Raw genomic sequence first — 22105 nt, 5'->3', positions numbered from 1 at the left:
CTTTGTGACTCCCCACATCCGTGGGCCTTTGCCAATGGGAGCGGACCCTGTCAGCCCTGACTTGCGAATTTCACGCCAGGTTCTTTAGCCATCTTGCGGGCCTGGGACTGGAGGCACAGGCACCCCGGATCCTGACCGGCGGGCGCTCGAACTACGTGTGGCGCATGGGGCCCCTCGTGGTGAAGCTCTACGATCAAAGTGGTGCGAATCCCCTGTTCTCCAATGATCCCGGCTGTGAGCTGGCGGCGCTGCGAGCGCTGTCGGGCACCGGAATGGTGCCGCATCTGGTGCGTTCAGGCTGTTTCGAAGGGCGTCACTGGCTGGCGTATTCCCATCTGAAGGGCGCGCCCTGGCAGCATGGTCCGGCCCCTGTCGCCCGCCTCTTGGGTCGCCTGCACGACCAGACGGCCTTTGCGGGGCTGCCCAAAGGCGCCAATGGCAGCTCTATGCTCGAAGCGCAGACAGAGGCGATCCTGGCCGATTGCCGCACCGGCGATGCCTTGCGTGCCCTGCGTCCAAGCTGCCACGTGCTGCCAGCAGAGCGTAGCACGCTCATCCACGGCGACCCGGTGCCCGGCAACCTGGTGGCGCACGACGGCACCCTGACCCTGATCGACTGGCAATGCCCCAAACTGGGCGATCCGGCAGAGGATCTGGCCCTGTTCCTGTCACCTGCCATGCAGCTTCTCTATCGCGGTGCACCTCTTAGCTTGGGAGAGGAGGACGCATTTCTGGTGGCCTATCCGGACCCACAGGTTGTCACGCGCCTTCGGGTCTTGTTGCCCTGGTTTCACTGGCGCATGGCGGCCTATTGCCTATGGAAGGCCGAACGGGGCGGCGCAGAGGACCGCGAGGCGATGGAGCTTGAGATCGCAGCGCTTCAGTCCATCAGCCCAAGCATGGCATAGGCGGGCGGCATCAGGATCCGGCGCGCGGGGCCAAAGGGAAACTTGCCCATGCTCTGAATCACCGGGGAGTAGGGCAGGTCCGGTTTCTTCCCTTGCACCAGGTCAGACAAAAGCCGCCCCGCATAGGTGCCCATTGCTACGCCATTGCCATGATAGCAAAGCCCTGCGAACATTCCCGGCGTTCCGGGCACCGGGCCGACAAAAGGCACAAGGTTGCGTGCCATAGAGACCATGCCAGACCAGAAATGGGTGCCTTCCACATCGCGCCAAGCTGGGAACAGATCTTCGAAGTGTTTGCGCAGCAACCGCCGGATCGCGGCTTCGGCGCGGGGTGAGGCAAAGATACCGCCCCGCATCCCGAACAGAAAGCGCCGGTCCGGCATCAGGCGGAAGTAATGCAACAGGTTGCGTGTGTCATAGGCCATCTGATCGCTGAACCAGCCCTGCGCCTGCACCTCCTCATCGGTCAGGGGGCGGGTCACCATGACGGTGGATTGCGCGGGAATGTATCGGCCCGACAGCCATTTCGGCAGCCCGTCCCAGGAATAGCCATTGGTTGCAATGATCACTTTTTTGGCACGCAGGCTCCTGCGAGGAGTGGTCAAGACATGCCCGTCGGCATCCTGCGACAGTGCGGTGACGGGGCTGTTCTGGCAGAGCGTGGCACCAGCGGCCTCGGCAGCGCCTGCCAGCCCGAAGAGATACTTGCGCGGATTGAGGCCAAAGCCGACAGGCGTGGTGAGCGCTCCGAAAAACGTGCCGTTCAGCCCATGATCCGGGAGATCTTGTTGCTCCAGCAACTGAGGGGTATCGCCACCGGCCGCGATCTCATCTGCTTCGCGGCGCAGGGCCTTCATGGCGCGCGGGCTGTGCGCCATGCGGGTTTCACCTTTGGAGTGGGTGTCTGCCTCGATCCCGAGTCGGTCGAGAAGGCCCTGCACCAGTTCGATGGCGGCCAGCTCCCCTGCGGCGTAGGTTTCGGCGGCCTCTTCCCCGTATTTGCGCTGCATCGCTTGACCGGACAGCATGGTGCCGCCAAGGCAGCAAAAGCCCCCATTCCGTCCGGAGGCGCCCCAGCCGGGTGTTTCGGCCTCCAGGACGGTGACCTTTGCCCCGGTTTCTGCGAGGTGGAGCGCGGCAGAGATTCCGGTAAAGCCTCCCCCGATGATGGCGACCTCCGTGCTGACCTCTCCGGTCAACTCCGGCCAATCGGGGGCTGCGATTGTTTCGTCCCACCAGCAACCCGTGCGCGGGCCTGGCCCATAGGCATAATCCGAAAAGATCCGCCGCATCAGCTGCGGGCCGCGGCTTGTTCGTCGCGTTTCTGCCGTACCGCCTGATGCTTTGTCACTAATGATGCGGTGATCACGCCAACTGTGACGATGGCAATCATGATCGTCGACAGGGCGTTGATCTCGGGGGATACACCCAGCCGCACTGCCGAGAAGATCTTGATCGGCAGGGTGGTCGCCGCAGGTCCCGAGGTGAATGAAGCGATAACCAGATCGTCAAGCGACAAGGTAAAGGCCAGAAGCCAGCCCGAGATCACCGCAGGGGCGATGATCGGCAGCGTCACAAGGCGGAAGGCTTCCGCCGGAGAGCAGCCAAGGTCGAGCGCGGCCTCCTCCAGCGATCTGTCAAAGGTCACCAGCCGCGAAGAGACCACCACCGAGACATAGCACATGGCAAAGGTTGTATGAGCCAGAACGATGGTGAGAACCCCGCGATCAAGGCCGATCCCGATGAACAACAGCAGGAGCGACAGGCCGGTGATGACTTCGGGCATCACCAGCGGCGCGTAGATCATGCCGGAAAACAGGGTGCGCCCCATGAACCGCCCGCCGCGCACCATCACATAGGCGGCCATGGTTCCAAGGACGGTCGCGATGGTTGAAGAGAAGACCGCCACCTTGATCGTGACCCAGGCTGCATTGAGGAAAGCCTCGTTCTGCATCAGCTCCCCGTACCATTTGGTCGAAAAACCCGCCCAGACGGTGACCAGCTTGCTTTCGTTGAAGCTGAAGATCACCAGGATCACCATAGGGATGTAGAGGAAGGCAAAGCCCAAACTCAGCGATACGGTATTGAACCAGCTCATCCTGTTCATTGCTCGGCCTCCTGTTGCTTCTGCTGGTTGCGCTGGAACAGCACGATGGGCACGATCAGAATGAGCAGCAGCACCACGGCTACGGCCGAGGCCACCGGCCAGTCACGGTTCGAGAAGAACTCTTCCCACAGGACCTTGCCGATCATCAGCGTGTCAGAGCCGCCCAAGAGCGACGGGATCACGAATTCGCCCAAGGTGGGGATGAAGACTAGGAAACAGCCGGCGATGATGCCGGATTTCGACAGCGGAATGGTCACCAGCCAAAAGGCGGACAGGCGCGAGCAGCCCAGATCCTCGGCCGCCTCAATGAGGGAATCGTCCATCCGTTCAAGAGCGGCATAGATCGGCAGGATCATGAAGGGCAGATAGGTGTAGACGATGCCGATATAGACGGCTGTGTTGGTGTTGAGGATTGTCAGCGGCTCGTTGATCACACCCAGCCACAGCAGCGCCTGATTGAGGAAGCCCTCGTTCGACAGGATCCCCATCCAGGCATAGACCCGGATCAGAAAACTGGTCCAGAAGGGCAGAATCACCAGCATCATCAGAGTGGCGCGCCATTCTTCGGGGGCGCGGGCCATGCCATAGGCCATCGGGTAGCCCACCATCAGGGTCAGCAGCGTGGAAAAGAAGGCGATCTGGAGCGAGCTGAGATAGGCTTTCCAGTAAAGGTCATCCTGCGTCAGCCAGACAAAGTTCTCGAAATCCAGCTCGGACAGAAAAGCCCAAAGGCCCGTAGCCCAGTCGAATTGCGGCATATAGGGGGGCCGCGCCAGCGCCACATCGGACAGTGAAATCTTCAGGACAATGGCAAAAGGCACCAAGAACAGCGCCAGAAGCCAGAGGTAGGGAATGGCGATCAGGGCAAAGCGGCGCATCAGTCAGCCAAGAGAACGCCTGCCGTGGCGGTCCAGGACAGCCAGACAGTGTCTTCCCATGTGTAGGAACGGCGGGCGATGCGGCGAGTATTGGCCGCCTGCGCCTTGATCACCGCGCCCGAGGGCAGCTCGACGTGATAGGTGGAGATATTCCCGAGGTAGGCGATATCCAGGATTTTGCCCTGCACCGCATTGTCGGCTGCCTCGGGCCGCTCGGCGGAGATGGTGACCTTCTCGGGCCGGATCGCCAGATGCGCGGTTTGCCCGTCCGAAAAACCGTTGGCGGTCTTGACGGTAAGCGGCTCGGCGCCCTCGCGCCAGTGCAGCGCATAGGTGTCTTCGCCGATCGGTTTCGTGGTGCCTTCGATCAGGTTCACATCGCCAATGAAGTCGGCCACATAGGTCGAATTTGGCGCCTCGTAGATGTCGGCAGGGGTGGCGACCTGAATGATCTTGCCGTTGTCCATTACGGCGACGCGGCTGGCCACGGTCATCGCCTCTTCCTGATCGTGGGTCACGATCACGAAGGTGGTGCCTGTCTTTTCCTGGATGTCCATCAACTCGAACTGGGTGTCCTGGCGCAGCTTTTTGTCAAGCGCGCCAAGGGGTTCGTCCAGCAGCAGGAGTTTCGGCGCCTTGGCAAGGCTGCGGGCCAGCGCGACCCGCTGACGTTGACCGCCCGAGATCTGGTGCGGTTTGCGGCGGGCGAATTTTTCAAGTCGCGTGAGGCGCAGCATGTCGCCGACGCGGGTTTCGATCTGATCTTTTGATTGCCCCTCGCGTTTGAGACCAAAGGCGATGTTGTCCCAGATACTGAGGTGCGGAAACAGGGCGTAGGACTGGAACATCATGTTCACGGCGCGCTTGTTGGGCGGAACCGGGGCCATGTCCTGACCGGACAGGAAGATCTTGCCTTCTGTCGGGGTTTCAAACCCTGCCAGCATCCGCATCAACGTGGTCTTGCCGCAGCCCGATGGGCCAAGGAGCGCAAAGAACTCCCGCTCGTAGATGCCGATGGTCAGATCGTCGATGGCGGTGAAGTCGCCAAAACGCTTGGTGACATTCTGAAACTCGATCAAGGGCTTCGCCTCGGGATCGTTCCAGGGTTCAAAAACGGGAAGTGTCAAGCCGGCCCCCTGCGCGGTCCATGTCCAAGGCGGCGCGGGGCCTCTTTGGACGGTCTTAGGATAAGGACGGCAGGACGCGTGATGCGCCCTGCCGGATCTGGCATCGAAGTATCAGGTGCCGGATTTGATCTTGGTCCACAGACGGGTCACGACGCGCTGGACTTTGGGGTCATAAGGCGTGGTTGTGAACAGGTTGGCGAGTGTGGCTTCGTCCGGGTAGATCGCCGGATCGCCAATCACGTCCTCGACCAGGAACTCCTGGGATGCCTTGTTGCCGTTGGCGTAGTAAACGTAGTTGGATGCATCCGCCATGTTCTGCGGATCCATGATGAAGTTCAGGAACTTGTGCGCAGCATCCGGATTCGGAGCATCCACGGGGATAGCCATCTGGTCGAACCACATCTGAGCGCCTTCGACTGGGGCGTTGTAGGCGATCTCGACACCGTTGTCGGCTTCGGCGGCGCGATCACGGGCCTGCAGAACATCACCGGACCAGCCGACCGCGACGCAGATGTCACCATTGGCAAGGGCGTTGATGTATTCCGATGAGTGGAATTTCTGGATGTAGGGACGTACGGCCATGAAGACGTCTTCGGCCTTGGCGATCACGTCCGGGTCATGGCTGTTGGGATCTTCGCCAATGTATTTCAGCGCGGCGGGGATCATCTCGGCCGGGGCGTCCAGGAAGTGCACGCCGCATTCGGCCAGTTTTTCCATGTTGGCAGGGTTGAAGACCAGCTCAAGCGAGTTGATCGGGGCATCCTCGCCCAGCAGTTCCTTGACCTTGCCGACATTGGCGCCGATGCCGGTGGTGCCCCACATATAGTTGATGGAATAGGCGTTATCCGGGTCGTACTGTTCGGTGCGGGCCTCGACCACATCCCACATGTTCTTGTGGTTGGGGAGTTTGGACATGTCCAGTTTCTGGAACGAGCCGGCCATGATCTGGCGCTGCAGGAAGGTGCCGGTCGGGACCACAACATCGTAACCCGACCCGCCGGCCAGCATCTTGGTTTCCAAAAGCTCGTTGCTGTCGAAAACGTCATAGATCAGATCGATACCGGTTTCGGCTTCGAATTTCTCCAGCAGCGCTTCATCGATATAGTCGGACCAGTTGTAAACGCGCACCTCTTCCGCGACGGCGGCCGCGCTGCTAAGGGCAACGACGGCGGTCAGTGTCATCGTCTTGAGTGTCATGAGTATCTCCCTGTGCCTGCCGGTTTCAGTGCCCGGCTGGGGTGGATTTGATCAAGTTTTGCCTCTGGGGGCAATACTGTTTATGTTTTCACCGAGGCGATCTTGGTGCAAGCTGCCCAAAATTTAGGAGGATCCCCAAAGGTGACAGAGACCAGTTCTTCGGCGCAGGACGCAGGTGAGGGCGCTGCAAAACGGCCCGCTCATGAGGCCGTCTATCAACAGTTGCGGGAACAGATCCTGTTTGGTGAGCTGGCGCCGGGACAGGCGGTGACGATCCAGGGGCTGACAGCAGCTCTGGACGCGGGAATGACCCCGGTGCGCGAAGCCATCCGCAGGTTGATCTCCGATGGGGCGCTGGTGTTCCAGGGCAATCGGCGCGTGTCGGTGCCCCAGATAACGCCAGCGGATGTGAAGGAGCTTATTTTTGCCAGAAAAACAATAGAGTGCGAGCTTTCGAGGCTGGCAACAGTCAATATCTCCGATGAGGATATTGCCGAATTAGAGCGGATTGATACGGATCTCGACAGGGCCATTTCCACCGGAGATGTGCCGGGCTACCTGGCCCAGAACTACAGCTTCCACACGGCGCTCTATGGTCATGCGGGTGCCCCGATTCTGACCGATCTGGCTGACCGTCTTTGGCTACGGTTCGGCCCCTCGCTGCGGGTGGTCTGCGGACGCTTTGGCACGCAGAGCTTTCCGGACCGTCACAAAGACATCCTTGAGGCCTTGCGTCGCAGGGATCCGGAAATGGCTGCTCTGGCGATGGAGCGGGACGTTTGTCAGGGCATGGAGCAGGTGAGCATGGGGTTGGCCGAGAGCAACTGATTCGATTGACACTGCAGAATTTGATCATATTCTGGACCCAATCTCTTATTTTGGAGCGACTCCTATGAATGCGATCACCAACCACATGCCGACGGCCGAATTGCAGGCCCTGGACGCCGCGCACCACATGCACCCGTTTACCGCCAATGGTGAACTGGCCCAAAAAGGCGCGCGTATCATCACCCGTGCCAGTGGCGTTACGCTGACCGACAGCGAGGGCAACCAGATCCTGGACGCCATGGCGGGGCTATGGTGTGTGAACATTGGCTACGGCCGCGATGAGCTGGCCGATGTAGCCGCCCGTCAGATGCGCGAGCTGCCGTATTACAACACCTTCTTCCAGACGACCCATGTGCCCGCCATCGCGCTGGCCAACAAGATCGCCGAACTGGCGCCGGGCGATCTGAACCATGTCTTCTTTGCCGGGTCCGGCTCGGAGGCAAATGACACCAACATCCGGATGGTGCGCCATTACTGGGCGCTGAAGGGCAAGCCGAGCAAGTCGATCATCATCAGCCGCAAGAACGCCTATCACGGCTCTTCCGTGGGCAGTGGCAGCCTTGGCGGCATGAGCGCCATGCACGAGCAGGGCGGCCTGCCGATCCCGGATATTCACCACATCAACCAGCCTCATTGGTGGGCCGAAGGGGGCGATATGTCCCCCGAAGACTTCGGGCTGCAGCGTGCACAAGAGCTGGAACAGGCGATTCTGGAACTGGGTGAGGATCGCGTTGCGGCCTTCATCGCCGAGCCGGTACAGGGTGCAGGCGGCGTGATCGTACCCCCGGCCACCTACTGGCCCGAGATCCAGCGGATCTGCGACAAGTATGAGATCCTGCTGATCGCGGACGAGGTGATCTGCGGCTTTGGCCGGACTGGAAACTGGTTCGGCAGCCAGACCATGGGCATCCGCCCCGATATCATGACCATCGCCAAGGGTCTGTCGTCCGGCTATGCGCCGATCGGTGGCTCCATCGTATCCGATGAGGTCGCCGCCGTGATCGCGGGGGATGAGTTCAACCATGGCTATACCTATTCCGGGCACCCGGTGTCCTCGGCCGTGGCGCTGGAGAACCTTCGTATTCTGGAAGAGGAAAACGTCATCGGACACGTGCGGGAGGTTGCGGCCCCCTATCTGAAAAAGAAATGGGAGGCGCTGACCGATCATCCGCTTGTGGGCGAGGCCAAGATCGTTGGCATGATGGGCTCTATCGCGCTGACGCCGAACAAGGAGGCCCGCGCGGCCTTTGCGGCTCCTGCGGGCACCGTGGGCTACATCTGCCGAGAGCGCTGCTTTGCCAACAATCTGGTGATGCGTCATGTGGGCGACCGGATGATCATCTCGCCGCCGCTGGTGATCAAGCCGGAAGAGATCGACATGCTGATCGCGCGCGCGCGCCTGTCGCTGGATGAGTGCCACGCTGCCCTCAAGGAGCAGGGCCTGCTCAAGAGCGCCTGATTCCCGCATTAACGACCGGTTTGACTGATAATAGGGAAGCCTGACTTCCGTTTTGCAAAAAAAATGGGCCTCGCAATTGGCGTTTTCGTCAGTGTCTGCGGGGCCCTTCTTCGTTTCCTTGCGACATATTCTTTTGTTTTGAGCGCAGTTCGCGCAGTTATCGCAAATATGCCGCAATTTATCTCATATATGTCGCAAGCGATCCCATCAGTCGGCAGGCTGCGCATAAGCTGACTTTCAACACTGATCGGACGATCCGGTTGCATCCCACATGGTGGGTATGTTTACATCAGTGAAAGAAGTGCAGAACAAACTGCCAAATCAACACGGGGAGCCTGTTTTGGCTGATGCGTCAAACAGTGATGCGTTCGTTGAATTCGAACGCGTCCAAAAGAGTTATGATGGCGAAACGCTCGTCGTCAAAGACCTGAACCTGGTGATGCCCAAAGGTGAGTTTCTGACGATGCTGGGGCCGTCTGGTTCCGGCAAAACCACCTGCCTGATGATGCTGGCCGGCTTTGAAACCGCCACCCATGGCGACATCCGGCTCGGCGGCGTTTCCATCAACAATATTCCGCCTCACAAACGCGGCATCGGCATGGTGTTCCAGAACTACGCCCTGTTCCCGCACATGACCATCGCGGAGAACCTCAGCTTTCCGCTTGAGGTGCGCAAGATTGGCAAGTCCCAGCGTGAGGAAAAAGTCAAACGCGCGCTGGATATGGTCGAGATGGGCGACTTTGGCGGCCGCAGGCCGTCGCAGCTTTCGGGTGGTCAGCAGCAGCGTGTCGCCTTGGCGCGTGCACTGGTGTTCGAACCCGAGCTGGTTCTGATGGATGAACCGCTTGGTGCGCTCGACAAGCAGCTGCGTGAAAAGATGCAGTTCGAAATCACCGACCTGGCGCATCGACTGGGGATCACCGTGGTCTACGTGACCCACGATCAGACCGAAGCGCTGACCATGTCGGACCGCGTGGCGGTCTTCAATGACGGCCGCATTCAGCAGCTGGCACCGCCGGACCTGCTTTATGAAGAGCCGGAAAACAGCTTCGTTGCCCAGTTTATCGGGGAGAACAACACCCTCGAAGGCACCGTCAAGGAGATCAACAACGGTCTTGCGCTGGTTCAGCTGGATGGCGGGGAGCTGATCGACTGCAAGCCGGTCAATGTCTCGCAGCCCGGTGAGCGCACCCGCGTCTCCATCCGCCCCGAGCGGGTCGAGTACAACAAGGAGCGTCTCCAGGAAGGGGCGCATACCCTGAAAGCGGAGGTGCTGGAGTTCATCTATATGGGTGACATCTTCCGCACACGCCTGCGGGTGGCCGGCAATGATGAGTTCATCATCAAGACGCGTAACGCGCCTGACCAGGTGCGTCTGAAGCCCGGTCAGCAGATTGAAATCGGCTGGTTGCCCGAAGATTGCCGCGCGTTGGACGCCTGACGCCAGCGCGCTGCCTCTAAACCCCTGGCGGCCAAGTGACCGGGGGACATGACGTAAATTCAAGATCAACAAGGAGAGAGTGTTTATGAAACTCACAAAACTGACTGCCCTTGCAGCCTCCACAGCCCTCTGCGCGCCCATGGCGTTTGCGGAAATGGCAGATGAGATGACCATCGTGTCCTGGGGCGGGGCGTACTCGAACTCCCAGCTCAAGGCTTATCACGAGCCCTATTCCGAGAAGACCGGCGTCAAGATCATCAACGATGAGTCCTCCGCCGAAGCCGTGGCCAAGCTGCGCGCGATGAACGAAGCGGGCAACGTGACCTGGGACGTGGTCGACGTGGTTGCCGCTGACGCCATGCGTCTGTGCGACGAAGGCCTGGCGATGGAAATCGATGCCGACACCCAGCTGGCGGCTGCGCCCGATGGCACCCCGGCGTCCGAGGATTTTGGTGAACTGCTTGTGTCCGACTGCTTCATCCCGCAGATCGTCTACTCCACCACCTTCGGCTACCGCACCGACATGGTTGGCGACACCCCGCCGGATGACATCTGCGATGTCTTCGACCTCGAAGCCTATCCGGGCAAGCGCGCGCTTGAAAAGCGTCCGATCAACAACATGGAATGGGCTCTGCTTTGTGACGGCGTCGCCAAGGAAGACGTCTATGACGTGCTGGAGACCGAAGAAGGTCAAGAGCAGGCCCTGGCCAAGCTCGACACCATCAAGGACAGCGTGATCTGGTGGTCCGCGGGCGCCGACACCCCGCAGCTGCTGGCTGATGGCGAAGTCGTGATGGGTTCCACCTACAACGGTCGTCTGTTCTCGGTCATCGAAGAGCAGAAGCAGCCGGTTGCCATGATGTGGGACGCGCAGGTCTTTGACCTGGACGGCTGGATCATCCCGGCAGGTCTCTCAGAAGAGCGCAAGGCACGTGCTCTCGACTACATCATGTTCGCAACCGACACCCAGCGTCTGGCGGATCAGGCCAAGTACATCTCGTACGGTCCCGCACGTGCCTCTTCGGCTCCTCTGGTTGGCAAGCACGCGGACCTCGGCATCGACATGGCTCCGCACATGCCGACCGACCCCAACAACGCCAAGAACACGTTCCTCTACAACTACGAGTTCTGGGCTGACTACCGCGACGACATCGACGCGAAATTCCAGGCTTGGCTGGCGAAGTAAGCCGACCTGAAAGTCTTGCCAGAGAGCGCCCGCCGCTCTCTGGCCCTTCACTCTTCACAGCAAGCCGCGTTTGAACGGCCGGAAGAGCAAAACCCGCGAGGGACACTGCGGGCAAAACACAGGGATAGATATGAGCGATACCACCCAATCCGGCCCGGTTCTGGCGGCTGACGGCACGCCATTGAAGCGCAGCCTGGCCCGCGCCCTGAGAATGCAAAAGCTGCGTGCGCTGATGCTGATCGCGCCCCTTTTGCTGTTCATCCTTTTGACCTTCATTCTCCCGATTGCGGATATGCTGTTCCGCTCGGTCGAGAACCGGATCGTTTCGGATACGCTTCCCAAGACGGTTGCAACCCTGCAGAACTGGGATGCCAAGAGCGGCGAAGCCCCCGGAGAAGCGGTCTATGAAGACCTGTACTATGACCTCTTTGTCGCCGCGGAAGCCAAGGAACACACCAAGCTTGGTACGCGCCTGAACTATGAACAGACGGGTATCTCGTCTTTGTTCCGCAGCAGTGGCCGCAAAGTCGATGATATCGGCAAGGACCATGTGAAAGCCATAGAACGCGCCGGTGGCGGCGCCCTCAAGGACGAAGCGCTGTGGTTCGCAATAATGACCGGCGGCACCGGCGCGGCAGGCGACTCCGCGCTGCTGGAAGCGCAGAAGACCAAGATGGGTCAGCTGACCGATGGGGCGTTTGCCATGGATATCGGTTACGTCCCCGGAGCCGAGATTTCCGAACGCTTCCCGCGCATGGCGCAGGCCTATACCGATTTCGCGCTGTTCACGGCGGTGGTCGACGAGAAGGTTGTAGCCGAGGAAGATCCTTGGGAAAGCGTGCTTGTCGCCTTTGCCAGCGAAGTGCAGGCACCGGGCGGTGCTGATAGACTTGCCGGATACACCGGTCCTGGCGCAGCCGAGCTGAAATCGGCGGCCGAGGCGCTTGCGGGCCTGGAGCCCATTTCGTTCAAGGCATCCTTTCTCGATATCGACGAGGACTGGGGTGATATCGACAACTGGCGCACGATTCAGACCTACAGCCCCAAATACACCAGTGGCTATTTCCTGAACTCCATCGACATGCAGAAGGGGCCAGACGGAGCCGAGGCGCGCCCCGAGAACCAGCAGATCTACATCACGCTGTTCCAGCGCACGATGTTCATGTCCCTGGTGATCACGGCGTCTTGCATCGTTCTGGCCTATCCGATTGCCTGGATCCTGGCGAACCTGCCGGCGCGGTCCGCCAACCTGCTGATGATCCTGGTCCTGCTGCCGTTCTGGACCTCGCTTCTGGTGCGGACGTCGGCCTGGAAGGTGATGCTGCAGCAGCAGGGGGTCATTAACGACGTTCTGGTCTGGCTGGGACTGGTGGCGGATGACGCCCGCCTTGTGATGATCAACAACCAGTTCGGCACTATCGTGGCGATGACCCACATCCTGCTGCCGTTCATGATCCTGCCGATGTATTCGGTGATGCAGACGATCAATCCATCCTACCTGCGCGCCGCCAAATCCCTTGGCGCAACCAACTGGACGGCCTTCTGGCGGGTCTATTTCCCGCAGTCGGTGCCGGGCATAGGGGCTGGGTCGATCCTCGTCTTTATCCTTGCCATCGGCTACTACATCACGCCCGAGATCGTTGGCGGCACCAAGGGTGTCTTCATCTCGAACCGGATTGCCTATCACATCTCGTCCTCGCTCAACTGGGGTCTGGCGGCGGCGCTGGGCGCGATCCTTCTGGTGGTCGTTCTGCTGCTCTACTGGGCCTATGACAAGATCGTCGGCATCGACAACGTGAAGCTGGGATAAGACACATGGCACTGACACCTGTTACACCTCAAACGCCCGGTTTCACCGCTGCTGTCGCAGCGGGCGCCGGAGCCTTCTTTGGCCTTTTTGTCGGCACGGCGCAGGCCACCGGGCTGATCGGGATCCTGATCGGTGCAGCCCTGATGGGCGTACTCGGCTTTGTTTTTGCCGGTATGGCCGACAAGGAAAAACCGCTGCGCTGGGCAACCTTCGTGCTGTTTCTGGTGATTGGCTACATTTTGGGTGGCCTGCCCGAAGCCGTGCTTGGCGGCCTGTTCGGCTGGTTTGCCGGCTGGTTCATCTTCTGGCTTGCCACCTCGCGGTACCGTCAGCATCTGGCCCCCTACCTGACCCCCGGGCAGGTCCTGTGGCACTATACATTCCGTGTGATCTGCGGTGTGATCTTCGTCTTCCTGATCACGCCGATTCTGGTGGTGATGCCGCTCAGCTTTAATGCCGAAGACTTCTTCACCTTCACTCCCGAGATGCTGCGGTTTGATCCGGCGGGCTATTCACTCAAGCACTATGAGGACTTCTTTACCAATTCCGACTGGCAGCAGGCGTTGTGGAATTCCGTCAAGATCGCGCCGATGGCGACGGTGCTTTCTGTGACTTTCGGCACTCTGGCCGCGATCGGCCTTAGTCAGCCGCATGTGCCGTTCCGCCGGGCGATCATGGCGATCCTGATCTCGCCGATGATCGTGCCGCTGATCATCTCGGCTGCGGGCATGTATTTCTTCTACAGCCGTATCGGGATGCAGGGGACATATTTCGGTGTTGTCCTTGCGCACGCAGCGCTGGGTATTCCGTTTGTGATCATCACCGTGACCGCGACCCTCGTGGGCTTTGACCGGTCGCTGACACGAGCGGCCGCCAATATGGGCGCCGACCCTGTGACGACCTTCTTCAGGGTGCAGATGCCGCTCATCCTGCCCGGTGTTATTTCGGGCGGTCTCTTTGCCTTCATCACTTCGTTTGACGAGGTGGTCGTGGTGCTCTTCGTTGGCTCAGCGGGGCAGAAGACCTTGCCGTGGCAGATGTTCACTGGCCTGCGCGAGCAGATTTCTCCGACCATCCTGGCGGTGGCAACGATTCTCGTCGCGATCTCGATCTGCCTGCTGACCGTTCTGGAACTGCTGCGTCGCCGGTCCGAACGCCTGCGCGGCATGAGCCCCGGCTGATCGCTCAAGATATGAGAGTAACAAAGGCCCCGAAGCAGAACGCTCGGGGCCTTTTCTTGTTGTGTGGAGGGCGTCGACCTAGCGGAGGTGCTTTAGCAGGCTGAGCGAGGCAAAGCCGTCGGGCACCAGCCCTTTGGCGCTTTGATAGGCCCGAATGGCGCCCAGCGTCTTGGGGCCGATCTTGCCGTCGACGCCGCCGGTATTGAAGCCGGCACGGGTCAGCCTGCGCTGCAGTTCCTTGCGTTCACGGAAGGTGAGGGCGCGGTCTCCGCCCGGCCATTTCGCCTGAAATTCGCCACCGCCCTTGATCCGGTCCGACAGGTGCCCGACGCCGATCACATAGGCATCAGCAGCGTTGTACCGCTCGATCACCGAAAAGTTCTTGAAGACCATGAAGGCGGGGCCTTTTCCGCCCGCAGGCAGCAGGAGCGCGCCGGAGCCGTAGTTCGGTACGGCTCTGCCATCCATGCCCGTAACCCCAAGCCGTGCCCATTCCGCCGGGGATTTCTGGATCGACCGTCCAACCAGCCCGTAATTGAAGCCGCGTGGCAGTTTGACCTCCACGCCCCAGGGCTGCCCTTTCACCCAGCCAAACCGTTTCAGATAGGCCGCTGTCGAGGCCAGCGCATCAGAAGGGTTGTCCGACCAGATGTCCCGCTTGCCATCGCCGGTGAAATCAACCGCATAGGCCAGGTAAGAGGTGGGGATGAACTGGGTGTGCCCCATGGCGCCGGCCCAGCTGCCGGTCATCTTGCGCGGCGGGACGTCTCCCGATTGCAGGATCTTCAGCGCGGCGATCAGCTGCTTTTCAAAAAACGTTCCGCGCCGTCCGTCATAGGCGAGTGTTGCCAGCGACTGGATGACATCCATGTTGCCGCGGTTGTTGCCATAGTTGCTTTCCAAGCCCCAGACGGCGACCACGACTTCCTTGTCGACACCATAGGTAGCCTCGATCTGGTTCAGGCGGCGGCGCTGCTCCCGCAGGGCGTTTTTTCCGTTCTTGACACGGGTGTCCGAAACCGCGCTGGCCAGATACTCTTCCAGCGTCTTGGTGAATTCGGACTGGTTGCGATCGCGGCGGATGACCTCGTTGTCGTATTCCACGCCCCGGAAGGCCCGGTTGAATGTGGCTGAAGTGATGCCCTGCGCCAGCGCGCGTTTGCGAAAGCTATTGATCCAGGCTTGAAAGGCGCTGTTGGAGGCCACCGGCTGAGCCTCCTCCGGTGTGTCGACGACCGAGGCAAGATCTCCGGGCCGCGCCGGGGGCCGCAGGGAGATCGCCGCTGCCAGTTGAACCCCGTTCTGCTCCTGCGCCATAGGCCTGCCAGCAGGCCGCAGGGAAATATCGGGCGCGGTGGCCCCAGCGAGTGTTCCGGTTGCAGCAAAGGCTGCCGCCGTCATCCAGATTCGCATGTGACTGTTACCTTATGTGTTGTCTGCTCATGCAGAATGTAGCCTTTGGCGTGCCTTCACAAAAGGGTGCGGTCCAAAAACCGGTCCATGGCAGGCAAAGCCTCGCCTGCATTTGCGTACCCCTTACGCAGGATTACTTGCGGCGTTTGCGCTCGACCTTGCGTTTGGTCTTGGCGGCCTTTTGCTTTGATTTGGCGGCCTTGCGTTTGACGGTGCGCCCCGCCGGGCTGCGCCGTCCGCGTCCGCCGCCGGTGGGGATCGTTGCATCCTCGACCGATAGAAGTTCCAGTTCAAGCCCACCAGTGACCGGCGCGGCCTGGGTCAGGCGTACGGTAACCCTCTGTCCGATCGCCAGTGTAAACCCGGTATCGGCGCCCATCAGAGTTCCGGCCTCGGCGTCGAAATGGAAGAATTCACGCCCGATGGTGCGCACCGGCACCAGCCCGTCGGCGCCGGTCTCATCCAGTTTCACGAAGGCGCCAAAGCGCGCCATACCACTGATCCGCCCGGTGAATTCGTTGCCTACACGTTCCGACAGATAGGCAGCCAGGTAGCGGTCCGTGGTGTCTCGCTCTGCAATCATCGAGCGGCGCTCGGTCTCGGAGATATGGGTGGCGGTATCGTCCAACCGCTCGATCTCATCGGGTGTGAGACCGTCCTTGCCCTTGTCCGGCCCCCAGCCATGGGCGGTGATCAGCGCGCGGTGCACGATCAGGTCCGCATAGCGGCGGATGGGCGAGGTGAAATGCGCATAGTTGCGCAACGCAAGGCCGAAATGACCAAAGTTCTCCGGGTTGTAATAGGCCTGCTGCATCGACCGCAGGGTGGAGATGTTGATCAACTCGGCGTCATCCGTCCCGGCAGCGGCATTCAGCAGTGCATTGAGGTGCCGGGTCTGCAGAACCTGACCCTTGGCTAGGGTCAGCCCTGCCGCCTGAGCCGTGTCTCGCAGGGCGTCCAGCTTGTCCGGCGCGGGTTCTTCGTGGACGCGGAAGACCAATGGTGTGCGCTTCTGGATAAGTGTCTCAGCTGCCGCGACATTGGCCAGCACCATGAACTCTTCGATCAGCCGGTGGGCATCCAGGCGATCGCGGAAGTTGACCGAGGCGACATGGCCGTCGTCATCCAGAACGATGCGTCGCTCCGGTAGGTCCAGATCCAGAGGCTGCCGCGCGGTACGAGCCTTGGTCAGGGCGCGGTAGGCGGCATAAAGCGGCTTGATTACGTCATCGAGCAGGGGGGCGGTTTTCTCGCTGGGGCGCCCGTCCATGGCGTCTTGCACCTCCTGATAGCTGAGTGCTGCACTGGAGTTGATCAGGGCCCGCATGAAACGGTGGGAAATCTTGTTGCCTTCGGCATCGATCTGCATCCGCACGACCACCGAGGCGCGCGGGACGTTTTCATGCAGCGAGCACAGATCGCCCGACAGGCGGTCCGGCAGCATCGGCACAACACGGTCGGGGAAATAGCTGGAATTGCCGCGCTTGCGCGCCTCGCGGTCCAGCGCCGTGCCAGGGCGCACATAGGCGGCCACATCCGCGATGGCGACCCAGATCACATGGCCACCCGGGTTGTCGGGATCGGTATCTGCTTCGGCAAAACAGGCATCGTCGCGGTCGCGCGCATCGACGGGGTCGATGGTGATCAGGGGCAGGTCGCGCAGATCTTCGCGCCCCTTGAGGCCGATGGGTTTGGCGGCGTCCGCCTCGGCCATGACCTGATCGGGGAACTGATCGGGAATGCCGTGCTGGTGGATGGCAATAAGCGACACTGCCTTGGGCGCCGACGGATCGCCAAGACGTTCGACGATGCGGGCGCGGGGCAGGCCCATGCGCGCCTTTGGTCCGGCCTGTTCGGCTTCGACCAGTTCGCCGTCCTTGGCACCGTTTGTGGCATCCGTCGGCACCATCCACTCGGTCGAGGCGCTTTTGTCGATGGGCACGATACGCCCGCCTTCGGCCCCGGTGCGAAAGACGCCAAGAACCCGTTTCGGGTTGGTGCCGATGCGGCGGATCAGGCGGGCCTCGTAGTTGTGATCATCGCCTTTGACGGCGGAAAGACGCGCAAGGATACGGTCCCCTTCGCCCAGAGCAGGGTCCGACGCCCGCAGAACCAGTAGAATGATCGGCTCTATCCCCTCGCCGTGCCATTCCAGCGGGCGGCCATAAAGATCACCGTCCCGGTCCGAGCGCTTCACCGTCAGAATGGTGACGGGCGGCAGTTGATCCGGGTCGCTATAGGTTTTCTTGCGCTTTTGCAGGTGCCCTTCCTCCTCCAGCTCCTTCAGCACGCGCTTGAGGTCGATGCGGTCGGCCCCCTTGATACCAAAGGCCTTGGCGATGTCGCGTTTCGATGTCTGGGTCGGGTGGGCGGAAATCCAGTCGAGGATTTCGGCCTTGGAAGGGATACGGGTCATAAATCCCGCGTATCACGGCACGCGGGCAAGGTCATCGTGAAAAAGAGGTCTTCAGGCTGCGCTTTGGCGCAGATCTGCCGCTGTGTCGATGTCTTGCAGAGTATCGGTGCACGCAATGCGGAAGCCGGGCAGGGTAGCGACAGAATCAGCGAGCGCATGTGCGCTGGACCAGCGCACCCCTTGAAAGAGGCTCTGCGGCAGCCGGGAAGGGTGCTTTGCTCCTACCAGCCAATAGCCGCCATCCGTGGCCGGGCCAAACACAGCCTCGCTGGTCCCAAGCGCGGAAAAGGCGCGAGCGATATGCGCGCGGGTGATGCCGGGGATATCTGCCCCGATCAGGCAGACCGGTCCATAGGGAGCGGCGGCTCTGAGCATCCGTTTCATCCGCTGTCCGAGGTCTCCGCCGCCTTGTGGCAGGCGCGGCAGATCCACAGGAAACATGGGTGAGGTGACGGCCCGATCGGGGGCAACCGCGAGAACGATCTGCCAGCGTGGATCGCGTAAGCATCGGACAAGGCGGGCGGATTGGTGGCGAAACCACCAGGTTGCAGGGATCGTTCCGATGCCCTGCGCAAGCCGCGTCTTGACCCGTCCGGGGCGCGGCTCCTTGATCATGATGACAAGGGTAGGGCGCTGTCTCACAGCTCAAGCGCCATGTCGCGGTGGTCGATCCCGGCATCGTCATAGACTGGTCCGAAGGCTGCAAAACCCAGCTTTTCATAAAACCCAAGCGCCTGCACCTGCGCGCCAAGCTTGGCGTGGGTGACGCCCGGTGTGTCTCGGGCGATATGAACCGCTTTTTCGATCAGGGCCTTGCCAAGCCCGGTGCCCCGGCCGACTTTGGTGACGCAGACGCGGCCGATCTTGGCCGTCGCCCCGTCAAAGACGATGCGGGCAGTGCCGATGGGCTGGCCATCTTGCGTGGCCAGCAGGTGCGTTGCCACATCGTCCAGCGCGTCGATCTCTTCCTCAACCGGCACGTCCTGTTCGTCGACAAAGACCTCGAAGCGCAGGCGGAAACAGGTTTCGCGATCCTCGGTGACCGTAATCTCGACGCTCATGCAAAATAGTCTTTCAGGATACGGGAATAGATCGCCTTGAGCTGATGGATCTGCGCAACCTCGACGCATTCATCGACCTGATGCATGGTCTTGCCCACAAGGCCGAATTCCACCACTGGGCAATGACTTTTGACGAACCGCGCGTCCGAGGTGCCGCCGGTCGTCGAAAGCTCGGGTGTGATACCGGTTTCCGCCTCAACCGCCTTCGAGACCAGATCAGACAGGGCACCCGGGGGTGTGATGAAGCTTTCGCCGGAAATCTTGACCTTCATCTCCACAGTGGTGCCGAATTCGGCTTCGATCTTCTCGGCCTCGGCGCGCAGCCACTCGGTCAGGCTGGCACCCGTGTGGGTGTCGTTGAAGCGGATGTTTACCGTGGCGCGGCTTTGCGCCGGGATCACGTTGGTCGCGGGGTTGCCGGTGTCGATGGTAACGACGGCCAGGGTGGAGGCATCAAAGTGTTCGGTGCCCTGATCGAGTTCATGACTGGCGAGGCGGTCCATCAGCCGCGCCATGGCGTTCAGCGGGTTGTTTGCGCGGTGCGGGTAGGCCGAATGACCCTGTTTTCCGGTAACCGTGAACCAGGCTGACAGCGATCCACGGCGCCCGATCTTGATCATCTCGCCCATGGTGTTGGGGCAGGTGGGTTCCCCCACGAGGCAGACGGACATGGCTTCGCCTTGATCCTCCATATAGTCGAGCAGCGCGGTGGTGCCATCCAGTGCATCGCCTTCCTCGTCGCCGGTTATGGTCAGGATCACGGCACCATCCGGCGGGGTGGTTTGAACGAAATCGATGGCGGCTGCGGCGAAGGCCGCTACGCCCGATTTCATGTCGGTGGCCCCGCGACCAAATAGGATGCCGTCCTTTTCCTCGGCGCCAAAGGGATCGACGGTCCAGGCATCGGCATCGCCTACCGGGACCACATCGGTATGTCCGTTGAACCCAAACGTGCGGGCATGTCCCTTGGTGCCCCAGCGCGCAAAAAGGTTTGGCGTTCCATTCCGGTCGACCCGCGCACAGTCAAAGCCTGCCGCGCTCAGTACCTTGTCCAGCAACGCCAGTGCGCCACCTTCCTCGGGTGTGACCGAAGGACAGCGGATCAGATCGGCGGTGAGGCGAGCGGGATCGGTCGGGGTCATCTGGCAGGCTCCTGAAATCTTGGGTGCGTATGGCCTAGCGCGGATCCAATCAGGGTGCAAACCGGGGCGTGGCAGAAATCGGGCAGGCCCGTTCGAAATGTGGCGTGTCAAAGGTCATTTCGTGATCCGCCTTTGCGGGAGGGGACTCGTGAAAGGAATCATGTTAACACACCGTTAACTATAATGAATGCAAGGCATCCCGTCCGTGCACGAGCAGCACGGTGCGGGTCTTTTCAAAAGCACCCATCCCCCCTTGAGAGACGGGCGAAACTCTGGCGCGGCGGCATCGCTGCGACTGGGCCGGGATCGCTTTGCCTTGTTGGCAAAAGGGTGGGGCAGTCATGGTTGCGGCGTCTGATCTGAACTACAATCTGAGTGCATCGGCCGAACAGATGGCCGAGGAGATATTTGGCCCCGGTGTCACGGTGGTGAGCGCCAGCTACTCTGGTGACGGCAGCGCCTCGGGCATCTATTCCGGCGGGGATGCGATCGCACCGGGTGCTACGCCCGCAGACACTGGTGTCATCCTGTCGACAGGCCGCGCCGATGATTACACCAACGCCAGTGGCGAGGCGAACCAGTCCGAGAGCCGCTCGACCGATACCGGTGGCGCGGATGGCAATGCCGATTTCGATGCTGCTGCGGGGGCGGGCACCTTTGATGCCTCATATCTGGATGTAAGCTTCATCCCGGATGCCGACGTGATGACCATGCAGTTCATCTTTTCCTCGGAAGAGTTCCCTGAGTACCAGAACTCGGTCTATCAGGATGTCGTGTCCGTCTGGGTCAATGGCGAGCAGGTGCAGCTGGAACTGGGAAGCGGAACGGCGACACCGGACAATGTAAGTGCCACGCGGAACCAGAATTTCTACCTCGACAACACCGGAGATGCCTACAACACCGAGATGGACGGGCTGACCGTCACGATGACGCTGACCATGCACGTCAACCCGGATGAGGTGAACACCCTGCGGATCGGCATCGCGGATGTCGGGGACAGTGTCTACGACAGTAACCTTCTGATTGCCGGGGACTCCATTCAGACCAGCCTCGTGGCGCAGACCGACATGGTTCACGTGCAGCCCAGTGGCAGCAAGACGATCGATGTTCTGGACAATGATCTGAGTGATGCGGGCGGGCCTTTGTCGATTACCCATCTCAACGGGCTTGAGGTCGCGCCCGGGTCGGTGCTGACGCTTGATACCGGGCAAGAGGTCACCCTGAACGCCGACGGCACGCTCACCCTGACGGGGGACGGTGATGTTGAGGACTTTGCGTTCAGTTACACGGTCAGCGATGGAAAGATCTCGGATACCGGCCTGGTCAATGCCACATCGATACCCTGTTTCGTGGCCGGAACCATGATCCGCACGCCGCAGGGCGATGTTCCGGTTGAGACCCTCAAGCCGGGAGATCTGGTGATGACCCGTGATGAGGGACCGCAGCCGTTGCGCTGGATCGGGTCGCGCGCCGTTGCGGGAGTGGGGGATTTTGCCCCCGTCCATATTGCTGCCGGAACGTTCGGGGCGCATGGGGACTTGGAAGTTTCACCGCAGCATCGTGTGCTGGTGCGGGGCGCACTGGCCGAGCTGTTGTTTGCCGAGGCGGAAGTGTTGGTCGCGGCTCGTGATCTGATCAATGACTGCACGGTACGCAGGCGGTCCTGCCCCGAGGTGCGTTACGTTCACCTGATGTTTGATCGCCACCAGATCGTCTACTCGGAGGATCTGCCAAGCGAGAGTTTCCTGCCGGGACCACAGATCAAGGATCTGTTTGAACGGCAGGTGCTTGAGGAAATCTGCACATTGTTCCCTGAACTGGACCCTGACACGGGGGGCGGGTACGGACCGGCTGCGCGGCGCACCCTGTCGGGGGCCGAGGGACGACTGCTTTCTGCTGTGCATATGAATTGATTCCCGGCATGCCTGAGCATGACAGGATGTGCGGCTGT

At 60.9% G+C, this 22105-nt stretch carries 18 protein-coding genes; 8 read left to right on the top strand and 10 right to left on the bottom strand.

Features of this window, described 5'->3' with window-relative positions; genetic code table 11:
* Window positions 1-164 precede the first annotated feature (164 nt).
* Window positions 165-908 (top strand): phosphotransferase, encoded by a 744-nt coding sequence (locus tag AADA15_RS05905; protein WP_437343173.1) that lies wholly within the window; start codon window positions 165-167, stop codon window positions 906-908.
* Here the strand turns inward: AADA15_RS05905 and AADA15_RS05900 are convergent.
* The 5 genes from AADA15_RS05900 to AADA15_RS05880 all read right to left on the bottom strand — a co-directional run bounded on the left by AADA15_RS05900 (window position 881) and on the right by AADA15_RS05880 (window position 6217).
* Window positions 881-2200, bottom strand: coding sequence for an NAD(P)/FAD-dependent oxidoreductase (locus AADA15_RS05900; protein ID WP_341640627.1), 1320 nt, complete (start codon window positions 2198-2200; stop codon window positions 881-883). The two genes, AADA15_RS05905 and AADA15_RS05900, sit on opposite strands and share 28 nt — an antisense overlap.
* Window positions 2200-3015, bottom strand: coding sequence for an ABC transporter permease (locus tag AADA15_RS05895; RefSeq protein WP_341640626.1), 816 nt, complete (start codon window positions 3013-3015; stop codon window positions 2200-2202). The genes AADA15_RS05900 and AADA15_RS05895 overlap by 1 nt, the downstream gene beginning before the upstream one ends.
* On the bottom strand, window positions 3012-3893 hold the full coding sequence (locus tag AADA15_RS05890) for an ABC transporter permease subunit (protein ID WP_341640625.1): 882 nt from the start codon (window positions 3891-3893) through the stop codon (window positions 3012-3014). The genes AADA15_RS05895 and AADA15_RS05890 overlap by 4 nt, the downstream gene beginning before the upstream one ends.
* Complete coding sequence (locus AADA15_RS05885) at window positions 3893-5020, bottom strand: ABC transporter ATP-binding protein (protein WP_341640624.1); 1128 nt, start codon at window positions 5018-5020, stop codon at window positions 3893-3895. Before AADA15_RS05885 ends, AADA15_RS05890 begins: the two co-directional genes overlap by 1 nt.
* Window positions 5021-5131: 111 nt before the next feature.
* Window positions 5132-6217 carry a polyamine ABC transporter substrate-binding protein gene (locus AADA15_RS05880; protein ID WP_341640623.1) on the bottom strand — a complete coding sequence of 362 codons (1086 nt, stop codon included), beginning with the start codon at window positions 6215-6217 and terminating at the stop codon, window positions 5132-5134.
* Between the two features lie 141 nt (window positions 6218-6358).
* Here AADA15_RS05880 and AADA15_RS05875 point away from each other — a divergent pair, with 141 nt between their 5' ends.
* From AADA15_RS05875 to AADA15_RS05850, 6 genes are all read left to right on the top strand, one after another.
* Window positions 6359-7045 (top strand): GntR family transcriptional regulator, encoded by a 687-nt coding sequence (locus tag AADA15_RS05875; protein ID WP_341640622.1) that lies wholly within the window; start codon window positions 6359-6361, stop codon window positions 7043-7045.
* Window positions 7046-7109: 64 nt separating this feature from the next.
* Window positions 7110-8504: an aspartate aminotransferase family protein gene (locus tag AADA15_RS05870; RefSeq protein WP_341640621.1), complete on the top strand. Its 1395-nt coding sequence runs from the start codon at window positions 7110-7112 to the stop codon at window positions 8502-8504.
* A 340-nt stretch (window positions 8505-8844) separates the two neighbouring features.
* Window positions 8845-9945 carry an ABC transporter ATP-binding protein gene (locus AADA15_RS05865; protein ID WP_341640620.1) on the top strand — a complete coding sequence of 367 codons (1101 nt, stop codon included), beginning with the start codon at window positions 8845-8847 and terminating at the stop codon, window positions 9943-9945.
* Between the two features lie 85 nt (window positions 9946-10030).
* Entirely contained in the window at window positions 10031-11131 is a 1101-nt protein-coding gene (locus AADA15_RS05860; RefSeq protein ID WP_341640619.1) for an extracellular solute-binding protein, read from the top strand.
* A 130-nt stretch (window positions 11132-11261) separates the two neighbouring features.
* On the top strand, window positions 11262-12941 hold the full coding sequence (locus AADA15_RS05855; protein ID WP_341640618.1) for an ABC transporter permease: 1680 nt from the start codon (window positions 11262-11264) through the stop codon (window positions 12939-12941).
* 5 nt (window positions 12942-12946) lie between these two features.
* The gene (locus AADA15_RS05850) at window positions 12947-14122 is read left to right on the top strand and encodes an ABC transporter permease (RefSeq protein WP_341640617.1); all 1176 of its coding nucleotides are present in this window, start codon (window positions 12947-12949) and stop codon (window positions 14120-14122) included.
* A 78-nt stretch (window positions 14123-14200) separates the two neighbouring features.
* Here the strand turns inward: AADA15_RS05850 and AADA15_RS05845 are convergent, their stop codons facing one another.
* From AADA15_RS05845 to dapE, 5 genes are all read right to left on the bottom strand, one after another.
* On the bottom strand, window positions 14201-15535 hold the full coding sequence (locus tag AADA15_RS05845; RefSeq protein ID WP_341640616.1) for a lytic murein transglycosylase: 1335 nt from the start codon (window positions 15533-15535) through the stop codon (window positions 14201-14203).
* A gap of 133 nt (window positions 15536-15668) precedes the next feature.
* Window positions 15669-17951, bottom strand: a complete 2283-nt coding sequence (gene rnr / locus AADA15_RS05840; RefSeq protein WP_341640615.1) for a ribonuclease R — start codon at window positions 17949-17951, stop codon at window positions 15669-15671.
* A gap of 51 nt (window positions 17952-18002) precedes the next feature.
* Window positions 18003-18566, bottom strand: coding sequence for a TIGR04282 family arsenosugar biosynthesis glycosyltransferase (locus AADA15_RS05835; RefSeq protein WP_341641007.1), 564 nt, complete (start codon window positions 18564-18566; stop codon window positions 18003-18005).
* 23 nt (window positions 18567-18589) lie between these two features.
* Window positions 18590-19012: a GNAT family N-acetyltransferase gene (locus AADA15_RS05830; protein ID WP_341640614.1), complete on the bottom strand. Its 423-nt coding sequence runs from the start codon at window positions 19010-19012 to the stop codon at window positions 18590-18592.
* Window positions 19009-20154, bottom strand: a complete 1146-nt coding sequence (dapE, locus tag AADA15_RS05825; RefSeq protein ID WP_341640613.1) for a succinyl-diaminopimelate desuccinylase — start codon at window positions 20152-20154, stop codon at window positions 19009-19011. The genes AADA15_RS05830 and dapE overlap by 4 nt, the downstream gene beginning before the upstream one ends.
* 341 nt (window positions 20155-20495) lie before the next feature.
* Here dapE and AADA15_RS05820 point away from each other — a divergent pair, with 341 nt between their 5' ends.
* On the top strand, window positions 20496-22067 hold the full coding sequence (locus AADA15_RS05820) for a Hint domain-containing protein (protein ID WP_341640612.1): 1572 nt from the start codon (window positions 20496-20498) through the stop codon (window positions 22065-22067).
* Window positions 22068-22105: the final 38 nt, after the last annotated feature.

The sequence above is a fragment of the Phycobacter sedimenti genome (assembly GCF_038148855.1).
Taxonomy (GTDB): Bacteria; Pseudomonadota; Alphaproteobacteria; order Rhodobacterales; family Rhodobacteraceae; genus Phycobacter; species Phycobacter sedimenti.
The sequence above is the reverse complement of the archived record's forward strand: the minus strand, read 5'-3'. Positions and strand labels throughout refer to the sequence as shown.

Excerpts from the sequence above, each read along its gene's own strand:
- AADA15_RS05905 (WP_437343173.1), top strand. The coding sequence starts at position 165 with ATGGGGCCCCTCGTGGTGAAGCTCTACGATCAAAGTGGTGCGAATCCC.
- AADA15_RS05900 (WP_341640627.1), bottom strand. The coding sequence starts at position 2,200 with ATGCGGCGGATCTTTTCGGATTATGCCTATGGGCCAGGCCCGCGCACG.
- AADA15_RS05895 (WP_341640626.1), bottom strand. The coding sequence starts at position 3,015 with ATGAACAGGATGAGCTGGTTCAATACCGTATCGCTGAGTTTGGGCTTT.
- AADA15_RS05890 (WP_341640625.1), bottom strand. The coding sequence starts at position 3,893 with ATGCGCCGCTTTGCCCTGATCGCCATTCCCTACCTCTGGCTTCTGGCG.
- AADA15_RS05880 (WP_341640623.1), bottom strand. The coding sequence starts at position 6,217 with ATGACACTCAAGACGATGACACTGACCGCCGTCGTTGCCCTTAGCAGC.
- AADA15_RS05870 (WP_341640621.1), top strand. The coding sequence starts at position 7,110 with ATGAATGCGATCACCAACCACATGCCGACGGCCGAATTGCAGGCCCTG.
- AADA15_RS05860 (WP_341640619.1), top strand. The coding sequence starts at position 10,031 with ATGAAACTCACAAAACTGACTGCCCTTGCAGCCTCCACAGCCCTCTGC.
- AADA15_RS05855 (WP_341640618.1), top strand. The coding sequence starts at position 11,262 with ATGAGCGATACCACCCAATCCGGCCCGGTTCTGGCGGCTGACGGCACG.
- AADA15_RS05850 (WP_341640617.1), top strand. The coding sequence starts at position 12,947 with ATGGCACTGACACCTGTTACACCTCAAACGCCCGGTTTCACCGCTGCT.
- AADA15_RS05845 (WP_341640616.1), bottom strand. The coding sequence starts at position 15,535 with ATGCGAATCTGGATGACGGCGGCAGCCTTTGCTGCAACCGGAACACTC.
- rnr (WP_341640615.1), bottom strand. The coding sequence starts at position 17,951 with ATGACCCGTATCCCTTCCAAGGCCGAAATCCTCGACTGGATTTCCGCC.
- AADA15_RS05835 (WP_341641007.1), bottom strand. The coding sequence starts at position 18,566 with ATGATCAAGGAGCCGCGCCCCGGACGGGTCAAGACGCGGCTTGCGCAG.
- AADA15_RS05830 (WP_341640614.1), bottom strand. The coding sequence starts at position 19,012 with ATGAGCGTCGAGATTACGGTCACCGAGGATCGCGAAACCTGTTTCCGC.
- dapE (WP_341640613.1), bottom strand. The coding sequence starts at position 20,154 with ATGACCCCGACCGATCCCGCTCGCCTCACCGCCGATCTGATCCGCTGT.
- AADA15_RS05820 (WP_341640612.1), top strand. The coding sequence starts at position 20,496 with ATGGTTGCGGCGTCTGATCTGAACTACAATCTGAGTGCATCGGCCGAA.